Below are 14,459 nucleotides of genomic sequence, written 5' to 3'. Positions count from 1 at the left end.
GTCGCGCACAACCACGATGGACGAAAACCTGATGAGTCGTCAGGGCTGTTGTCCAGATCGAATGAAACGTGTTCTACTTCCGCCTGGAGCGGGTCACGGTGGGCCCCGGCGGTGGACGGGAGGTCGAACATGTCCGGTGGCGCGGCGACCGATCGGGATGACACAGGCGGCGGCGCGGGCGGTCCGGCGGGCCGGGGCCCGCTCGCCGGCCGGGTCGCGGTGGTGACCGGAGCCGGGCAGGGCCTGGGGCGCGCGGAGGCGCTCGCCCTCGCCGCGGCCGGCGCCAGCGTGATCGTCAACGACCTGGCGGAGTCCGTCGCCGACACCGCCGAGGAGATCAACGCGAGCGGGGGAGCGGCCCTCGCGATGCGCGGCGACATCGGCGACTGGGAGGTGGGAGCGAGCCTCGTGCAGGCGGCGGTCGACGCCTTCGGCGGCTTTCACATCCTCGTCAACAACGCCGGCTTCATCCGCGACCGGATGCTGTTCAGCCTCCCGGAGGAGGACTGGGACGCCGTCGTGCGCGTACACCTACGCGGGCACGCCGGCACCAGCCGTGCGGCGATGGCCTACTGGCGGGAGTGCTCCAAGGCTGTCGGCGGCCCGGTCGAGGCCAGCGTCGTGAACACCACCTCGGAGTCCTTCCTGCTCGCGCCGCCCGGCCAGCCGAACTACGCCGCGGCCAAGGCCGGCGTCACCGCGCTGACCCTGTCGACCGCGCAGGGCGCGGCCCGTTACGGCGTGCGCGCCAACGCCGTCGCCCCGCGGGCCCGCACCGCGATGACGTCGGCGACCTTCCGGCCGGCACCCGCCGAGGGCCCCGACCCGTTCGCCCCCGAGCATGTCGCGACGGTCGTGACCTGGCTCGCGTCACCCGCCTCTGCACCGATAACCGGCCAGGTCCTCATCACCTACAGCACCCATATCGGGGTGCTGGCGCGGCCCCGCGTCGAGGCCGTCTACACCGCCTCCGGCGACACCTGGACGGCTGACGAACTGTCCAAGACCTTCGGCGCCGAAGCCAGAGCCGGTGCCCACAACGGCTACGCCGTCCCACCCGCCGAACTGCGCCTGAACGGACCGTGACCAGAACCAGCTCATTCGGGGGGTGACGTCAGGCCCCGCCCGAAAGCGGCAGGTCGGCGGTTCGACCCTGCTCCTGCCCGCTGGTCACTATGACCCCGGGAAGAACTCCGTGCTGAGCAGGTCGTAGGCGCGGCGGGTGCTCATCGACGTCGGATCGCCGCCGCCGTCGTCGGCACCACCGAGGTCGATCGGTACCGCCACGGCCGCGAACACGGCCAGGACCAGGTGCCCATGACGGCGACGTGGGCCGGCCGGCGTCCCGTCCAGCGCGCGCCGATCGGGCGCGAGCAGACGTCCGTCATCCCCCGGCACCGGTGGTGGAGCCGGGACGATAGATCATGAGGACCACGACAATCGCCCACAGCAGGTTGAAGATGCCGGCCCGCATGGCGAGCAGGGCGGTGGACGCCCGTCCGATCTCCAGCTCGCCGGCGTCGGCTCGATCGGCGTCGGCTGGAACTGCGCTGGCTGAGACGGCTCCGCCGGGATCGCTGTCGGCGGGACCAGCCTCGGCGGGAGTCGCGACGGGAACCGCCGAGGCGGGGACGGTGCGGCGGGACACGGGACGCACCGACGCGAGTGCCCTTTCCTGCGCGGGCAGGATCAGCACGGCGAGGATCACGGCCGCCGCGCAGGTCAGTACGATCGACGCGATCAGCCAGGGATCGCCGAGCACACCGAGACTGGCCCCGGTCGCGAGACCGAACGCGGGCACGACGAGCCCGACGGCGCTGTACACGCGGGTGATGCGCGCCAGCACCAGCAGCGTGCCGGCGGTCCTGGTGTCGTGCGGCATGGCCTGGTGGGCGCCCAGCGCGGGAGGGAACATGCTCGTGGCGACGGCGACCGGCCCGATCGCGAGGATCGCGGCGATCACATGCACGGACAGCAGAAGCCCGGTCACGGGCGGACCCGCGTACCGGAAACGGTCGTGCGGGGAAGCCGGCCGGCGCGGGAGTACCCGGTCATGCGCCCGCCTGCGACGAGGACGTCGAAGGCGAGGTTCAGGCGCATCGGCCTGGTCACCTTCTGCCGCCAGGTCACGCGAAGAGCACCGTCAACGCCCTCGCTCACGGTGATGTCCTCCAGCGGGACGGTCTCGGAGGCACCGGTGGCGGTGCCGCGGACGGCTCCGTCCGCCGCCCGCTCGAAGTGGTACCGCACTGCCAACGTGCCGACGGGGGTCTTCAGATCGAGGTTCCAGGTGCCGGCGAGGGACGCCGCCTGCGTTTCCACAATCGCGCTCCAGAATCAGGGGACATGTCAGGGCAAGGCCGGGCGAGGGCAGGCGAGGGGCGTCAGACGGAGGCGGGGACGCGGCCGCCCGCGCGCCAGACGGTGCCGCGCCGCTCGTACTCGAACAGCTCCTCGACGGCCCGCGCGATCTCCGGCCCGAACTCGCGGTCGAGTAGATAGAGGGCCAGATCCAGGCCGGATGTCACCCCGCCGGAGGTGATGAGATCGCCGTCGTCGACGACACGCGCCCGGACGGCGTTGACGCCCGTGGCGTCCAGCACGTCCATGCCGAGGGTGTGGGTGACGGCGTTGCGGCCTTCGATGAGGCCGGCCATCGCGAGCCCGAGGGCGCCGCCGCAGACGGTCGCGACGGTGATCCCAGGGTTGGCGAGCGCATCCCGTAGCAGCGGAACGGCGCTACTGGCCGCGAAGCGGGCGAGGACGACGGGCACGGTGGGAACACCTTTGTCCGGATCCCCGTCGACGGGCCCGGACGCGCCCGGGACGATCACGTAACCGGGCTGCCGTGCGTCCAGCGTGGAGGTCGCGGTCAACGTCAGCCCGAGCGTCCCGGACATGACCAACCGCGGGCCCTCCGCGGAGACAAGCTCGACGCGCAGCTCGCCGCCGCCGAGCGTGTCCCCGCCGGCGGCGAGCACCTAGCGACCGAACGTTCGCACTTCAATAGCGAACGATCGATCGCTATGCTGATGGCCGCGGCGGGCTCCCGCTCCGCCGTCGCCGTGCTCGACACGTGCTTGACACGGTCGCGCGGCGTCCCTGAGGTGCGCCGCGGGGAACTCCGGCCGAAGACCTTCTCGACGCAGACGGGAACGTGAGGCAGCAATGAGCGACGACCTCAGCGAGGCGGGTGCGCAGATGGCTGGTGACCATGTGCCAGACGACCGCGTGCCTGGTGACCGCGTGTCTGGTGACCATGTGCCTGGTCACTACGCGCTGCCGACCGCCGAACGGCGGGACAGGTACATCGCCACCCCGGAGCGGACGGACATCCTGCTCAGGGCCGCGACCTGGAACCGGTACGCCGCCCTCGGCGACTCGATGGCCGAGGGCATCCTCGAGCCGCTGGCCGGCTACGACCCGACCTGCTGGGCGGACCGGATCGCCGCCGCGCTCCGGCGCGTCCGGCCCGAGCTGGCCTACCTCAACACCGGCCGCCGCGGCCAGCTGTCCACCGAGGTCCGCGAAACCCAGCTGGGCAGTGTGCTGGACTTCGGGCCCGACCTGGTCACCGTCGTCTGCGGCGGCAACGACATCCTGGCGCCGGCCTTCGACCCCGACGTCTACCGTGAGAACCTCGACGCGATGGTCGGCGCGCTGGCCGGGGCCGGCGCGACGATCTTCCTCTACAGCCTGATGGACATCACCGCCGGGCTGCCGGAGCTGGCCGGAATCCGGCCGCGGCTGGAACAGCTCAACGACGCGACGCACCAGATCGCCCGCGGGTACGGGACGATCTGGGTCGAGCTGTGGGCACATCCCGCCGCCGGTGACCGCGACGCCTACAGCTCCGACAGGATGCACATGTCCGCCCGCGGGCACGGGCTCATCGCCAGCCGGACGATCGAGGAGCTCGGCCACCACCTCGAGACCGGGCGCACCCGCCCGGGAGAGACCACCGAGACGACCGAGACCACCGGGGCCGTCGAGGCCGTCGCGTTCGTCTCCCAGGACGCCGGGTGAGATGGACGTACCGGCGTACACCGGGCGCCGATATCATTCGGCGCGGAATCGTGCGGTTCAGCCCCGGGAGCGGCCACGGTGGATTACGGTCTCGGCGTCGACCTCGGGACGACCTCCACGGCTGCGGCCATCGGGCGTCCCGGGCGGATCGAGATGGTCGGCCTCGGTGGTCGCGACCTGCTCACGCCGTCCGTCGCGTTCGCGGCATCCGATTCGAGCCTGCTCACCGGCGACGCCGCCGACCGGCAGGCGCGCCGAGACCCGGGCCGGGCGGCGTGGGAGTTCAAACGCCGGCTCGGTGACCCCACTCCGCTGCTCCTCGGTGGCGCGCCGTTCTCACCGGTCCGGCTCCTGGCCGCCGTGCTGGCCGACACCGTCGCGGCCGCGACCGCGCGGATCGGCCACCCACCGGCGCGGATCGTCCTGAGCCGGCCGGCGGTGTGGGGGCAGTACCGGCTCGAACAGTTCGACGAGGTGCCTCGGCTGGCCGGTCTGGACGCCGTTCGGATGGTGACCGAGCCCGAGGCCGTGGCCATCTACTACGCGCTGGGGGAGGACAACGTCGCCGCGGCGGCGGATGCGCTCGTGGGTGCGGATGCGCTCGCGGGTGCGGGTGCGGGTGCGGGCGGCGCGGCGGTGGGTGGGCTCGCGGGCACGGCGGGTGCCGGGTACGCCGCCGGGCCGGCCGGGGCCGGGCGCCAGCAGCTGGCCGACGGCAGCGTCATCGCCGTCTACGACCTCGGCGGCGGCACCTTCGACTCCGCCGTCCTGCACTACGAGGACGGCAGGGCCCGCGTCCTCGGCACCCCCGAAGGCGTCGAGTGGCTGGGCGGCGCGGACTTCGACGAGGCGGTGTTCCAGTACGTGGACCGGGCCCTCGACGGTGCCGTGTCCGCGCTGGGGCCCGTGGCCGGATCCCTCGGCGACATCGCCGCCTCCGGCCCGCTCGGCGGCTCCGCGTCGACCGCCGCCGACCCCGTAGCGCGGGAGGACGCTGCCGCGCTCGCCCGGCTGCGGTCCGACTGCATCCTCGCGAAGGAGGCGCTCTCCTTCGACGCGGAGGCGGTCATACCCGTGTTCCTGCGCACCGTCCGGCGGGACGTCGAGATCACCCGGGCGCAGTTCGAGGAACTGATTCGCCCGGCCCTGAGCTCGACCGTCGAGGCCCTGCACCGCGCCCTGCGGTCCGCGGACGTCGAACCTGCGGACCTGACCGCGGTGCTGCTCTCCGGCGGCTCCTCGCGCATCCCGCTGGTGGCGCGGATGGTCGAGGAAAGCCTGGGTCGCCCCGTGATCGTCGACGCCCACCCGCAGCGCACCGTGGCTCTCGGCGCCGCGCTGCTCGCCGCCGGGCCTGCGCCCGCGCCGGAGATGGCGCCCCGGCCGACGATCTCCGTCCGCGCCCGCACCACCGCCGTGTCGTCTCCGCCCACGGACGCCCCCAGGCCCGCACGCCCCACGGACGGGCGCGAAGCCCCGGCACCGGCTGGGTCAGGCTCCTCGCCGTCCAGGGAGAACCCGAGGCCATCGGCGACGGCGGGAGCGCAGGCCTCCGCCGCGGCGCCCGCTGTCGCCGAACCTGCGCTCGGAGGGGCCGCGGCCAGCAAGCCCGCGGCTGCCGGGCAGGCCGGTGTGTCGGCCGCCGTACCCGGCAACGCGGGAGATCCGGGGAAGGGCGAAGCATCACCGGATCCGGCGGATCCAGGGGATCCAGGGGATCCAGGGGATCCAGCGGAGCCAGCGGAGCCAGGAGATCCGGGGGAGCCGGGGGATGCAGCCGCCGGTGCTGGACCGGCAGCCGGCGGGAACAGCGGCATGCCCGCGGCGGCACAACCGCTCGGGCGCCGTCTCGTGCTCGCTGTTGTCGGCCTGCTCCTCGCGGTCGTCGCCGGCGCGGTCTATGGCTACACCCACCGCGACACCGCGTCCTCCCTGCCGGCACCCGTGGTGGAAACCCCGGGTGCCGGCGTTCCGCAGGCTCGGGCCCTGCCGCCGACCGCAAGTCGTACGAGTTCGGGGTTGTCGTTGCTGCCGAGCAGGATTTGACGATTTCGGTCGTTACCGCCGTGCCGCGCAGGCAGTTCACCTCAAGAGCGGCAAAAGGGGCGCAGGTTCACCTGGCGACCCGCAAGAAGTAAGGATTTTGGTCGTTGGGACGACCAAAATCGTTCACTCTTGCGACTCGCCAAACAGGGCTGTCGGGCGCTCGGAGGTCCGGCCGCGTCTGTGGAGCCCGAACCTCCCCGCCACCCCCGCTCCGGGTAGGGCTGTCCCTACCCGGAGCGGGGGTGGGCGTCACCGGGTGGAGGGTCCGCTCCCTGTCGGGGCATGCCGGTTCTCCGCGACGTTTACCGCATGCTTTCCGACAGCGAACCTGACATCACCGCGCCTGCGGCTCTGCCCCGGGAGCAGGTCTTCGAGGAACTCGTGCGGACCCATCGTGGGCCGCTGCTCTCCTACGCGACACGCCTCACCGGCGGGGACCGCGGGCGGGCGGAGGACGTCGTCCAGGAGACGTTCCTGCGGGCCTGGCATCACCTGGAGCGGCTGACGACCCAGCCGGGGTCGGTACACGGCTGGCTGCGCCGGGTGGCGCACAACCTGGCCGTGGACGGCCACCGGGCCCGGCAGGCCCGTCCCACCGAGCTTGAGCTCACCGCCGATCACGCCGACATCGCCATGCCCTGGGACACCTGCGAGGCCGTGGTCCTGTCCGTGGTCGTCGAGGAGGCCCTGCGGCAGGTCTGGCCCGTCCACCGGTCCGCCCTCGTCGAGGTCTACCTGCACGGGCGGACGTCGGAGGAGGCGGCGGCACGGCTCGGAGTGCCGGTTGGGACGGTGAAGAGCCGCGTCCACTACGGTCGGCGTGCGCTGCGCCAGGTCGCGGACCAGCTCGGCCTGGGCCCAGGCCACACCGCGGCCCGGCCCACCTCCGCCCGCGCCGCGGTCCGGTCCGCCTCCACCGGGCACCACTCCCGCCGGACCTGCGGCGGACGGCGCGGTACGCCGACATCCTGACGCCGGTCGACCCGCCCCGGCCGGTGCTGTGCCCTCGCCGGGGCCGGTTCCGGCCCGGCCTCTGCCCTGTCCCGGCCTCTGCCCTGTCCGGCCCGGCCCGGCCCGGCGCTTAGCGCAGCAGGGCCGCGGCGACATCGCCGGGCAGCAGCTGCTGCAGGTCGTCGACGGTGGGCGCCGGCATCCGTCGCAGGCGGCTGGCCTGGCGGGTGATGATGCGGTCGAGCATCTGGCGGGCGTAACGGCCGTTGCCGAACGCCTCGTCGCGGCGCAGACCGTCGAAGTGCTCGCGCAGCGCCTGGAGGGTGCCGCCGTGGGGCTGGTAGCCGCTCGCCTGCGCGAGACTCTCGAAGATCGCCACCAGTTCGTCGGCGGAGTACGAGGAGAAACGGATGCGGTGGCTGAACCGGGACGCGAGCCCGGCGTTGCTGGCGAGGAACTGCTCCATGTCGGCGGTGTAGCCGGCGGCGATGACGACGACGTCGTCGCGGTGATCCTCCATGAGCTTCACCAGGGTGTCGATGGCCTCGCGGCCGAAGTCGGCACCGTCGCCGCGGGCGGACAGCGCGTAGGCCTCGTCGATGAACAGGACCCCACCGCGGGCGGAGTCGAAGACCTCCGCGGTCTTCGCCGCGGTGTGCCCGACGTACCGGCCGACGAGGTCGGCGCGCGCAACCTCGACGAGCTGGCCGGTGCGCAGGACGCCCATCGCGGCGAGCAGCTCGCCGTAGAGCCGCGCGACGGTGGTCTTGCCGGTGCCGGGCGGGCCGGCGAAGACCAGGTGCCGGGACACCGCGGGGGCGGGCAGGCCGGCATCGGCCCGGGCCTGCACCGAGGCGAGCAGGTCCACCAGGTCGGAGACCTCGCGTTTGACCTCGGCGAGCCCGGTCATCGCGTGCAGGCGGCGCAGCAGGCTCTCGACGACGCGGTTTCGTTCCGCCGCGGCGTCCTCGGCCTGCGGGCCGACGGTGTCGCCCAGGTCCTCCGGCAGCAGGCGGGCCAGCTCCAGGTCCGGGGCGTCGGGGGTGCGGGCGAGGCGGTAGGCCTGGCGGCCCAGCATCGTCTCGAACAGCTGGCGGGCGGCACGGGCGTTGCCGAACGTCTCGGTGCGCGGAACCTTGTCGAAATGGCGGTGCATCGCCTCCCGGGTCTCGTACTCGAGGGCGTAGTGATGGTCACGGCACAGGCGTTCGACGATGGTGACGAGCTCGGCGCTGGTGTAGCTGTCGAACTCGATGGTGCGGGAGAACCGGGACTGCAGGCCCGGGTTCGCGGCCAGGAACGAGCGCATCTGTGGCGAGTAGCCGGCGACGATGACGACGACCTCGTCGCGGCGGTCCTCCATCAGCTTCACGAGGGTGTCGATGGCCTCTCGGCCGAAGTCGTGGCTGCCGTCGGACGGGGCGAGCGTGTACGCCTCGTCGATGAACAGGATGCCGCCGACCGCCTCCTCGAACTTCGCGGTCGTCCGCACGGCGGTGCCGCCGACGTGCTCGGCGACGAGGTCGGCGCGGGCGACCTCGACGAGCTGGCCGGTCTCCAGCACGCCGAGGGCGGCGAGGATCTTCCCGAACAGGCGTGCCACCGTGGTCTTGCCGGTGCCGGGCGGACCGGCGAAGACCACGTGACGTGACATCGTCGGCGGTGCGTGCAGCCGGGCCTGCCGCCGTCGCCGCGCGATCTGGTGCAGCCCGACCAGGGTCGCGACCTCGCGTTTGACGCCCTCCAGGCCGACCAGGGCGTCCAGCTCGGCGAGCAGCGCGGTCACCTGGTCAGAGGGCTGGTCACCGGAAGCCCTGGCGGAGCCGCTGTCGGAGTCGCCGGTGCCGGAGCCGTTGCCGGGGCCGCCCGAACCGGCGCCAGGGCCGCCGTCGGTGCCGCCACCGCCCCTGAGGCCGCCACCGCCCCCGAGGCCGCTGCCGGCACCACCGGCAGCGTTGACGTCCGATGGGTCGGACTGCGCCGTGCGATCGTGCGGCGGATCGTCCCTGCGCGGGCTGCCGTCGGAGGGGTACGGGCCGTCCGCCGTTCGCGAGATCGGCGGCTCGGCGCCTGCTGGCGCGCCGCCGGCCGGCCGGCGGCCCGGCGGCGAAGCGGGTGGCGGCCCGTCGAACACGGACCGGTCCGGTATGCCGGCGACGTCGCCGGGCGGGGCGGCGAGCCCCCCGGGCCGCACCCCCGGCTGCCCGCCAGGTGTCGGTGCCCACCCTCCGCCCGGTGCGGTCGTGAACGAGACCGGGATGTTGTTGTGCCCGGTGTCGATGCCGCTGACGTGCAGGTTGGACGTCTGGCAGGTGACCTCGACGCCACCTCCGCCGTTGCCGCGGGCCACCCCGCCGACGACCGACACCTCGCCGTTCGTCTCGACGAGCAGGCCGGGTCCCTCGTTCGCGGCCAGGTCCACGTCGGTGATCGACGCACCGCTGCCGGGCGCGAGGACGAGGCCCGGCCCACGGGTGCCGTGGACCCGGGCACCGGCCATCAGCGGGTGCGCCGCCTCCCGCACGAGGATCCCCACCTCGCGGGCGCCGTCGACGTCCACCGCCGCCAGGTGCGGTGCCGCACGCTCACGGATCTCGACGCCGATCCGGCAGCCGGCAACCTGCAGGTTGCGCACCTGCAGGTGGGCGTCGCCGGCCAGGTCGAGGCCGGATCGCCGGGCGCCGGCGATCCGGGACTCCTCCAGATACCCGTCGCCACCGGTGGCACGCACCCCGTGGTTGACGTCGGTGATGTCCAGGCCGCGCAGGCGGGGCGCGGCCGCGTCCTCGATCACCAGCCCCGACGGGCTGCCGTGCACGGCGGTGCCGTCGAACAGCGCCGCCGAGCGGGCGATCAGCAGGGCGCCCGCGTCGCCGCAGGACGCGATCTCTCCACCGGTCACCTCGGGGCGTGCCGCCTCGATGGCGACCAGCCCGGCTGCCCCGCTGCCGCGCACCACACAGCCCTGGAGCACGGGCGTGGAGCGGCCGGCGGCGTGCAGACCGTGGCCCGCGGGTGCCTCGACGAGGCAGTCGACGAACGTCGGCGCCGCCTGATCCAGGGTCATCAGCGCATGGCCCGCCATGCCACGCAGCTCGCAGCGTTCGAAGGTCGGCCGGGCCTGGTCGGCGGCATGGACGCCCACCACGCCCCGGGCGAGGCGGGTGTCGGTCATCCGCAGCCGGGAGCCCGCGTGGGCGACCACGCCGACGCCGTTGCCCGCGTCGATCCAGCATCGCTCCAGCAGCGGGTCGATGGTGCCCGCGGCGAGCACGCCCACACCGTTCGCCACCGCGATCGAGCATGAACGCAGCAGGTGGCCGGTGCCGCCGACAAGGACGACCGCGTTTCCGGCTCCCGCGTTTCCGGCTCCCGTCGTTCCCGCGCCCGCACCGCCCGCACCGCTGCTGCCGCCTCGCCCGTTCCCGTTCCCGGCCGCGTCGACGTCGGCGTCGGCCGCTCCGCCGCCGACGGAGATCTCGACCTCGGTGAGCTCGGCGTGCCCGCCCTCGGCGACCAGGCCGGAGCCGGTCGGGTTGACCATCCGGCTGGCATGCACCCGCGCCCAGCCTTCGTGGACGTGCAGGAGCGCCGCCGCCGACGCGTCGACGTCGCAGTTCTCCAGGGTGAGGCGGCCGCCGGTGACCTGGACCAGTGGTAGGTACTCGTCACCGCCCCGAAGCCGGAGCCCGTCGAGGCGGACATCACCGCCCGCGCACTGCAGCGCCGAGCCCGGAGGCACCTCGACGACCACCGTGCCAGGGCCCTCCTCGGCGACCAGGATGACGTCGCGGGTGAACACCAGCGCCTCCCGGTACACCCCGGGCCGGACGGCCACCGTGTCGCCCGGCGCGGCCACGAGCAGGGCCCGCGCGAGTCCGCGCAGGCAGTCCTCGTCCGTGGCGGAGACGGACAGCACACCCGCGATCATCGCTGCTCCTCGGCTCTCTCCCGTCGCGGCGACGGGACGTCATGACTCCGATGGCGGCACGTCGCCGCCTTCGGGCGCGTAGGGCCGGCCGTCGTCGCCGAGGCCGATCAGCGAACCGTCCACGCCACCGTCCTCGGCCATGCCGGACGGCGTCGGGGTGGCATCGCCGTCGACGCGGCTGACGAGTGCCTGCAGCCGGCCACGGACGCGCTCGTCGAACGTGGGGTCGGCGCGCCCGCCGACGAACTCGCGCAGCAGGACCCAGATCCCGCCGGCCGGCGACTCCGGCGGGCCGGCCCGGGTCGAGACGTCGAGGACGACGAAGCGGGTTCCGGGGGCGAAGAGGGCGTGGGCGGCGTGGCCGTCCGGCTGGCCGGGTGATCCCAGGCGGTCCGTGCGGCGGGCGGTGGCGGACCAGATCGCGTAGGCCACCGTCTGCCCCTGGACGGCCCACGGTGTCGTGGAGACCCGGAGGAACCCGGGCTCCACCAGGACCTGCCCCGGGCGCAGACCGGCTGCCAGCAGTGGATCGGCCAGTGTCGGCCGGACCACCGGCCCGGCGGCGGAGGGGAGCCGCCCCAGGCCGGCGGCCGCACAGCGGGCCAGCAGCAACAGTCCGTCCCGGTCCCCGCCCTCGGCGGCGCCGCGCAGCACGGCGTCGACAAGTCCCGCGGTCACGGCGGGCGGTTCGGCCGCGATGCGCGCCGCGCCGGCGGGGTCCTCGGCCCGCAGGTAGGCCCGCAGCGCGACCAGACCTGACAGGACGTCGATCGCGCCCGACGCCGAGCGCAGTCCCGGCTGCAGGGCGAGCAGACCCAGAACCGCGCGTGCGTGCGCCTCGTACTGCCAGCCGAGGAACGCGCGCAGCCGCTCGCGGTCCGACGGCTCCGCCTCGGGCGCCACCGCGATCCACGGCAGAAAGCCGGCGGGCTTCTGCCGGGCACCGCCCACCGAGTCCGGCCGCCCGGTCTGGGCGGGCGATCCGCCTGGGTCGCCGGACGGGTGCAGGTCTGCTGGCGGGTGCGAATCGGCAGGCGGGGCCACCTCGGCCCCAGGCGGAGCGTCGGGCGGCCGCTGGACCGGCGACCACCGCGCGACGACGGGGGATTCCCGGCGGATCGCCGGGGGCAGGGCGACCGGCTGCCAGACGTTCCGCGCGGCCTCCGAAACAGGAACGATCTCCGGAATCGGGCCGGGAACCGCCGCCATCGCCACCGGTGCCGGTTCGGATTCGACTGCAGGCTCGGATTCGCCCGCCGGTTCGGGTGCGACGGCTGGTTCGGATTCGGCCACAGGTCCGGTTAGGAGGCCGCCAGTCGTCACACCCGGGCCGGGCACGTCCCAGCGTCGTACCGTTCCCGCGGTGAACACGATGCCGGGCAGCTGCCAGGCCCCGGTGTCCGCGGTGTGGACGCTGACCCGAAGACGGGTCGCCAGCACGTGCGCGAGGCTCGCCACCAGCTCGTCCGGCGGGCGCGACCGGGCCAGTACCAGCACCGGGCGGTGGCCCCACTCGTGGCAGTTCTCGATCACCAGGGCCAGGGTCTCCGGTGTGACAGGACGGCCGTTCGCCTGGAACCCGGTCTGGTCGGCACCCAGATGGACGACGAAGAACCGGGGCGGGGCGAGTGGTAACCGTCCGGGATTCGTCCAGGCGGAGACGAAGAACCGCCCGGCCGCGGTGACGAGGCTCTCGTCGAGGAGCTCGTCCACTTCGGGGTCCGATGATTCGTCCGCCTGTGCGGCACGGACCGGCGGACGAGTCGCTGTCCCATGCGTCACCCGCACGGCAGGGCTGACGGCGGTCGGGACGGGGCGCCCAGACCTGTCCCAGGCGAAGGCGGCGCCTCGCAGCGGTGCCGGCACGGCGGGCACGCTCCCCTCGGCTGGCCGCGGCCGCGCCCATGCCCGGTGCCGCGGCAGCGACCGTTCGGGTGCGGTCCGGCGCCCGGGTATCGGTGATCGTCCGCTGGTGGGTTTCGGTGTACGTGAGGGTCTGGCTGGCTGGGCAGGGACGGCAGCACGGGCAGGGACGGCAGGCCGGGCGCGTGGGGGCGGAGGGTGCGGTGCCGCGCGCAGCGCCGTCGGGCTCACGCCGCGCCCGGCCTGACGTCCAGATCAGGCGGGGCGGCGGTCTGCGGGACGGCCCACCCGTCCTCCTCGGCGGGCTCCATCCGGAGCAGGTGGGCGAGCACCCGGTGCTGTGCCACCTCGTCCACCGCCGCCGGCACCCCCGCCAGCCTGATGTGCCGGACCAGGTCCGGTTCGGGGGCGAGGCCGTGCTCCTCCAGGTAGTAGCTGACCGTGTCGGTCCAGACCCAGTGGCCGTCGGTGCGCATCGTCATCGGCACCACCTCACCGCGCGCCGGATCCAGCAGGTCGGGCATCAGGGCGGTGGTGCCGATCACCGGCTGCCCCGCGTCGAGATAGGCCAGCAGGTCGTCGCGCAGCCACGGGTCGTCGACACGGGGGCGGTCCGCGGCGAAGGCCGGGCCCCCGACCGGGTCGACGTCGTCGAACACCCGGGCCACCCGCACCTCGCCGGCGGCCTCACGGGCCCACAGCAGGGCGCTGCCGATCCGGGCGAGTACCTGGTAAGGGGGAGCGTCGACGCCGGCCGGCAGCACCTCGACCTGGGCGTCGAGATCGCCCGCGGCGACCAGCGCCTGTTGCAGCCGTCCGGTCACGGCCGCGGCCAGGGCCATGAGGTGCGGGTCGATCGTGACGACGAAGACGCGCCGCGGCGGCGGATACGGCGTCGCCCAGGCGGGCAGCCGCCAGGAACGCCAGATCCCGATGGCGTCCGGCTCGTCGGCGGCGGCCGCGATGATCGCCCGGTCGACATCGTCGAGGGCGCCGCCGGGGGTTCCGCCGTCGAGGGCGCCGCGCGTCGGGCCGGTGAGATCGAGCGGCAGGGCGAAGGACGGGCCCGCCAGGGCGGGGTCGGTGGCGAGGAACTCCCAGGCACTGGGCTGCCGCTCCCCGAGGGGCACCGCGTCCAGCGCGCGCAGCAGGTCCGGGTCGGACGCCGTGGCGGCCAGCTCCTCGCGGATCAGCGGAATCTCCCCGCCGCCCACATCGATCTGCCCGGAGAGCAGGGCGAAGGCGACCGCGCTCGCGACCTCCAGGCGCCGGCCGGCGGCGAGCCACGTTCGTGCCTGGTGGAGCAGCTCGTCGGGGAGATAGCCGGCCAGCCCCAGCAGCGCCCAGTGCCAGGCCTCCGTCATCTCCCTGTCGTGCGCGTCGACCGCGGCCGTCGCGTCGACGGCGACGGTGACCTCCGCGACCGCCGGGGCCTCCGCGACCGCCGGGGCCTGCGCACCAGTGACGTCCGCGACCACCGGCGTCTCGCCGACCGGTTCCTCGGATGTCGTGCCGCCGGGCCGGAGGCGTGTCGGTGTGACGGGCCAGTCCCACTCCTGCACCTGGGACAAAGCTACCTCCGTGATCGTCGCTGCCGGGCGGTGTGCGGCTCCTGCCGAGAACACGCCTCCGCCAGTGGGGG

11 protein-coding genes are annotated in these 14,459 nt (G+C 74.1%); 4 read left to right on the top strand and 7 right to left on the bottom strand.

Features of this window, described 5'->3' with window-relative positions; genetic code table 11:
- The first annotated feature begins 129 nt into the window (after nucleotides 1–129).
- Entirely contained in the window at nucleotides 130–1,086 is a 957-nt protein-coding gene (locus tag AWX74_RS12785) for an SDR family NAD(P)-dependent oxidoreductase (RefSeq protein ID WP_091275523.1), read from the top strand.
- A gap of 87 nt (nucleotides 1,087–1,173) precedes the next feature.
- On the opposite strand, the gene AWX74_RS39960 is transcribed toward AWX74_RS12785, so the two are convergent.
- From AWX74_RS39960 to AWX74_RS12770, 4 genes are all read right to left on the bottom strand, one after another.
- Nucleotides 1,174–1,398 carry a hypothetical protein gene (locus AWX74_RS39960; RefSeq protein ID WP_165615565.1) on the bottom strand — a complete coding sequence of 75 codons (225 nt, stop codon included), beginning with the start codon at nucleotides 1,396–1,398 and terminating at the stop codon, nucleotides 1,174–1,176.
- Complete coding sequence (locus AWX74_RS12780; RefSeq protein ID WP_091275521.1) at nucleotides 1,385–1,990, bottom strand: hypothetical protein; 606 nt, start codon at nucleotides 1,988–1,990, stop codon at nucleotides 1,385–1,387. The genes AWX74_RS39960 and AWX74_RS12780 overlap by 14 nt, the downstream gene beginning before the upstream one ends.
- Nucleotides 1,987–2,322 (bottom strand): hypothetical protein, encoded by a 336-nt coding sequence (locus tag AWX74_RS12775; protein WP_091275517.1) that lies wholly within the window; start codon nucleotides 2,320–2,322, stop codon nucleotides 1,987–1,989. Before AWX74_RS12775 ends, AWX74_RS12780 begins: the two co-directional genes overlap by 4 nt.
- 62 nt (nucleotides 2,323–2,384) lie before the next feature.
- The gene (locus AWX74_RS12770; protein WP_242666203.1) at nucleotides 2,385–2,981 is read right to left on the bottom strand and encodes a DJ-1/PfpI family protein; all 597 of its coding nucleotides are present in this window, start codon (nucleotides 2,979–2,981) and stop codon (nucleotides 2,385–2,387) included.
- Between the two features lie 187 nt (nucleotides 2,982–3,168).
- Here AWX74_RS12770 and AWX74_RS12765 point away from each other — a divergent pair, with 187 nt between their 5' ends.
- The 3 genes from AWX74_RS12765 to AWX74_RS12755 all read left to right on the top strand — a co-directional run bounded on the left by AWX74_RS12765 (nucleotide 3,169) and on the right by AWX74_RS12755 (nucleotide 7,044).
- Nucleotides 3,169–4,026, top strand: coding sequence for an SGNH/GDSL hydrolase family protein (locus AWX74_RS12765; RefSeq protein ID WP_091275512.1), 858 nt, complete (start codon nucleotides 3,169–3,171; stop codon nucleotides 4,024–4,026).
- A gap of 78 nt (nucleotides 4,027–4,104) precedes the next feature.
- A complete protein-coding gene (locus tag AWX74_RS12760) occupies nucleotides 4,105–6,072 on the top strand; it encodes an Hsp70 family protein (protein ID WP_114476379.1) in 1,968 nt (655 codons plus the stop codon).
- 309 nt (nucleotides 6,073–6,381) lie between these two features.
- Complete coding sequence (locus tag AWX74_RS12755) at nucleotides 6,382–7,044, top strand: sigma-70 family RNA polymerase sigma factor (protein ID WP_091275815.1); 663 nt, start codon at nucleotides 6,382–6,384, stop codon at nucleotides 7,042–7,044.
- A gap of 109 nt (nucleotides 7,045–7,153) precedes the next feature.
- Here AWX74_RS12755 and AWX74_RS12750 read toward each other — a convergent pair whose 3' ends face one another.
- From AWX74_RS12750 to AWX74_RS12740, 3 genes are all read right to left on the bottom strand, one after another.
- Nucleotides 7,154–10,954: an AAA family ATPase gene (locus tag AWX74_RS12750; protein WP_091275509.1), complete on the bottom strand. Its 3,801-nt coding sequence runs from the start codon at nucleotides 10,952–10,954 to the stop codon at nucleotides 7,154–7,156.
- A 39-nt stretch (nucleotides 10,955–10,993) separates the two neighbouring features.
- Nucleotides 10,994–12,667: a hypothetical protein gene (locus tag AWX74_RS12745; RefSeq protein ID WP_091275505.1), complete on the bottom strand. Its 1,674-nt coding sequence runs from the start codon at nucleotides 12,665–12,667 to the stop codon at nucleotides 10,994–10,996.
- 377 nt (nucleotides 12,668–13,044) lie between these two features.
- Nucleotides 13,045–14,388: a hypothetical protein gene (locus tag AWX74_RS12740; protein ID WP_131799452.1), complete on the bottom strand. Its 1,344-nt coding sequence runs from the start codon at nucleotides 14,386–14,388 to the stop codon at nucleotides 13,045–13,047.
- Between the last annotated feature and the right edge of the window lie 71 nt (nucleotides 14,389–14,459).

Source organism: Parafrankia irregularis (assembly GCF_001536285.1).
GTDB classification, from domain to species: domain Bacteria; phylum Actinomycetota; class Actinomycetes; order Frankiales; family Frankiaceae; genus Parafrankia; species Parafrankia irregularis.
This window is presented reverse-complemented; position numbering and strand designations above follow the sequence as displayed.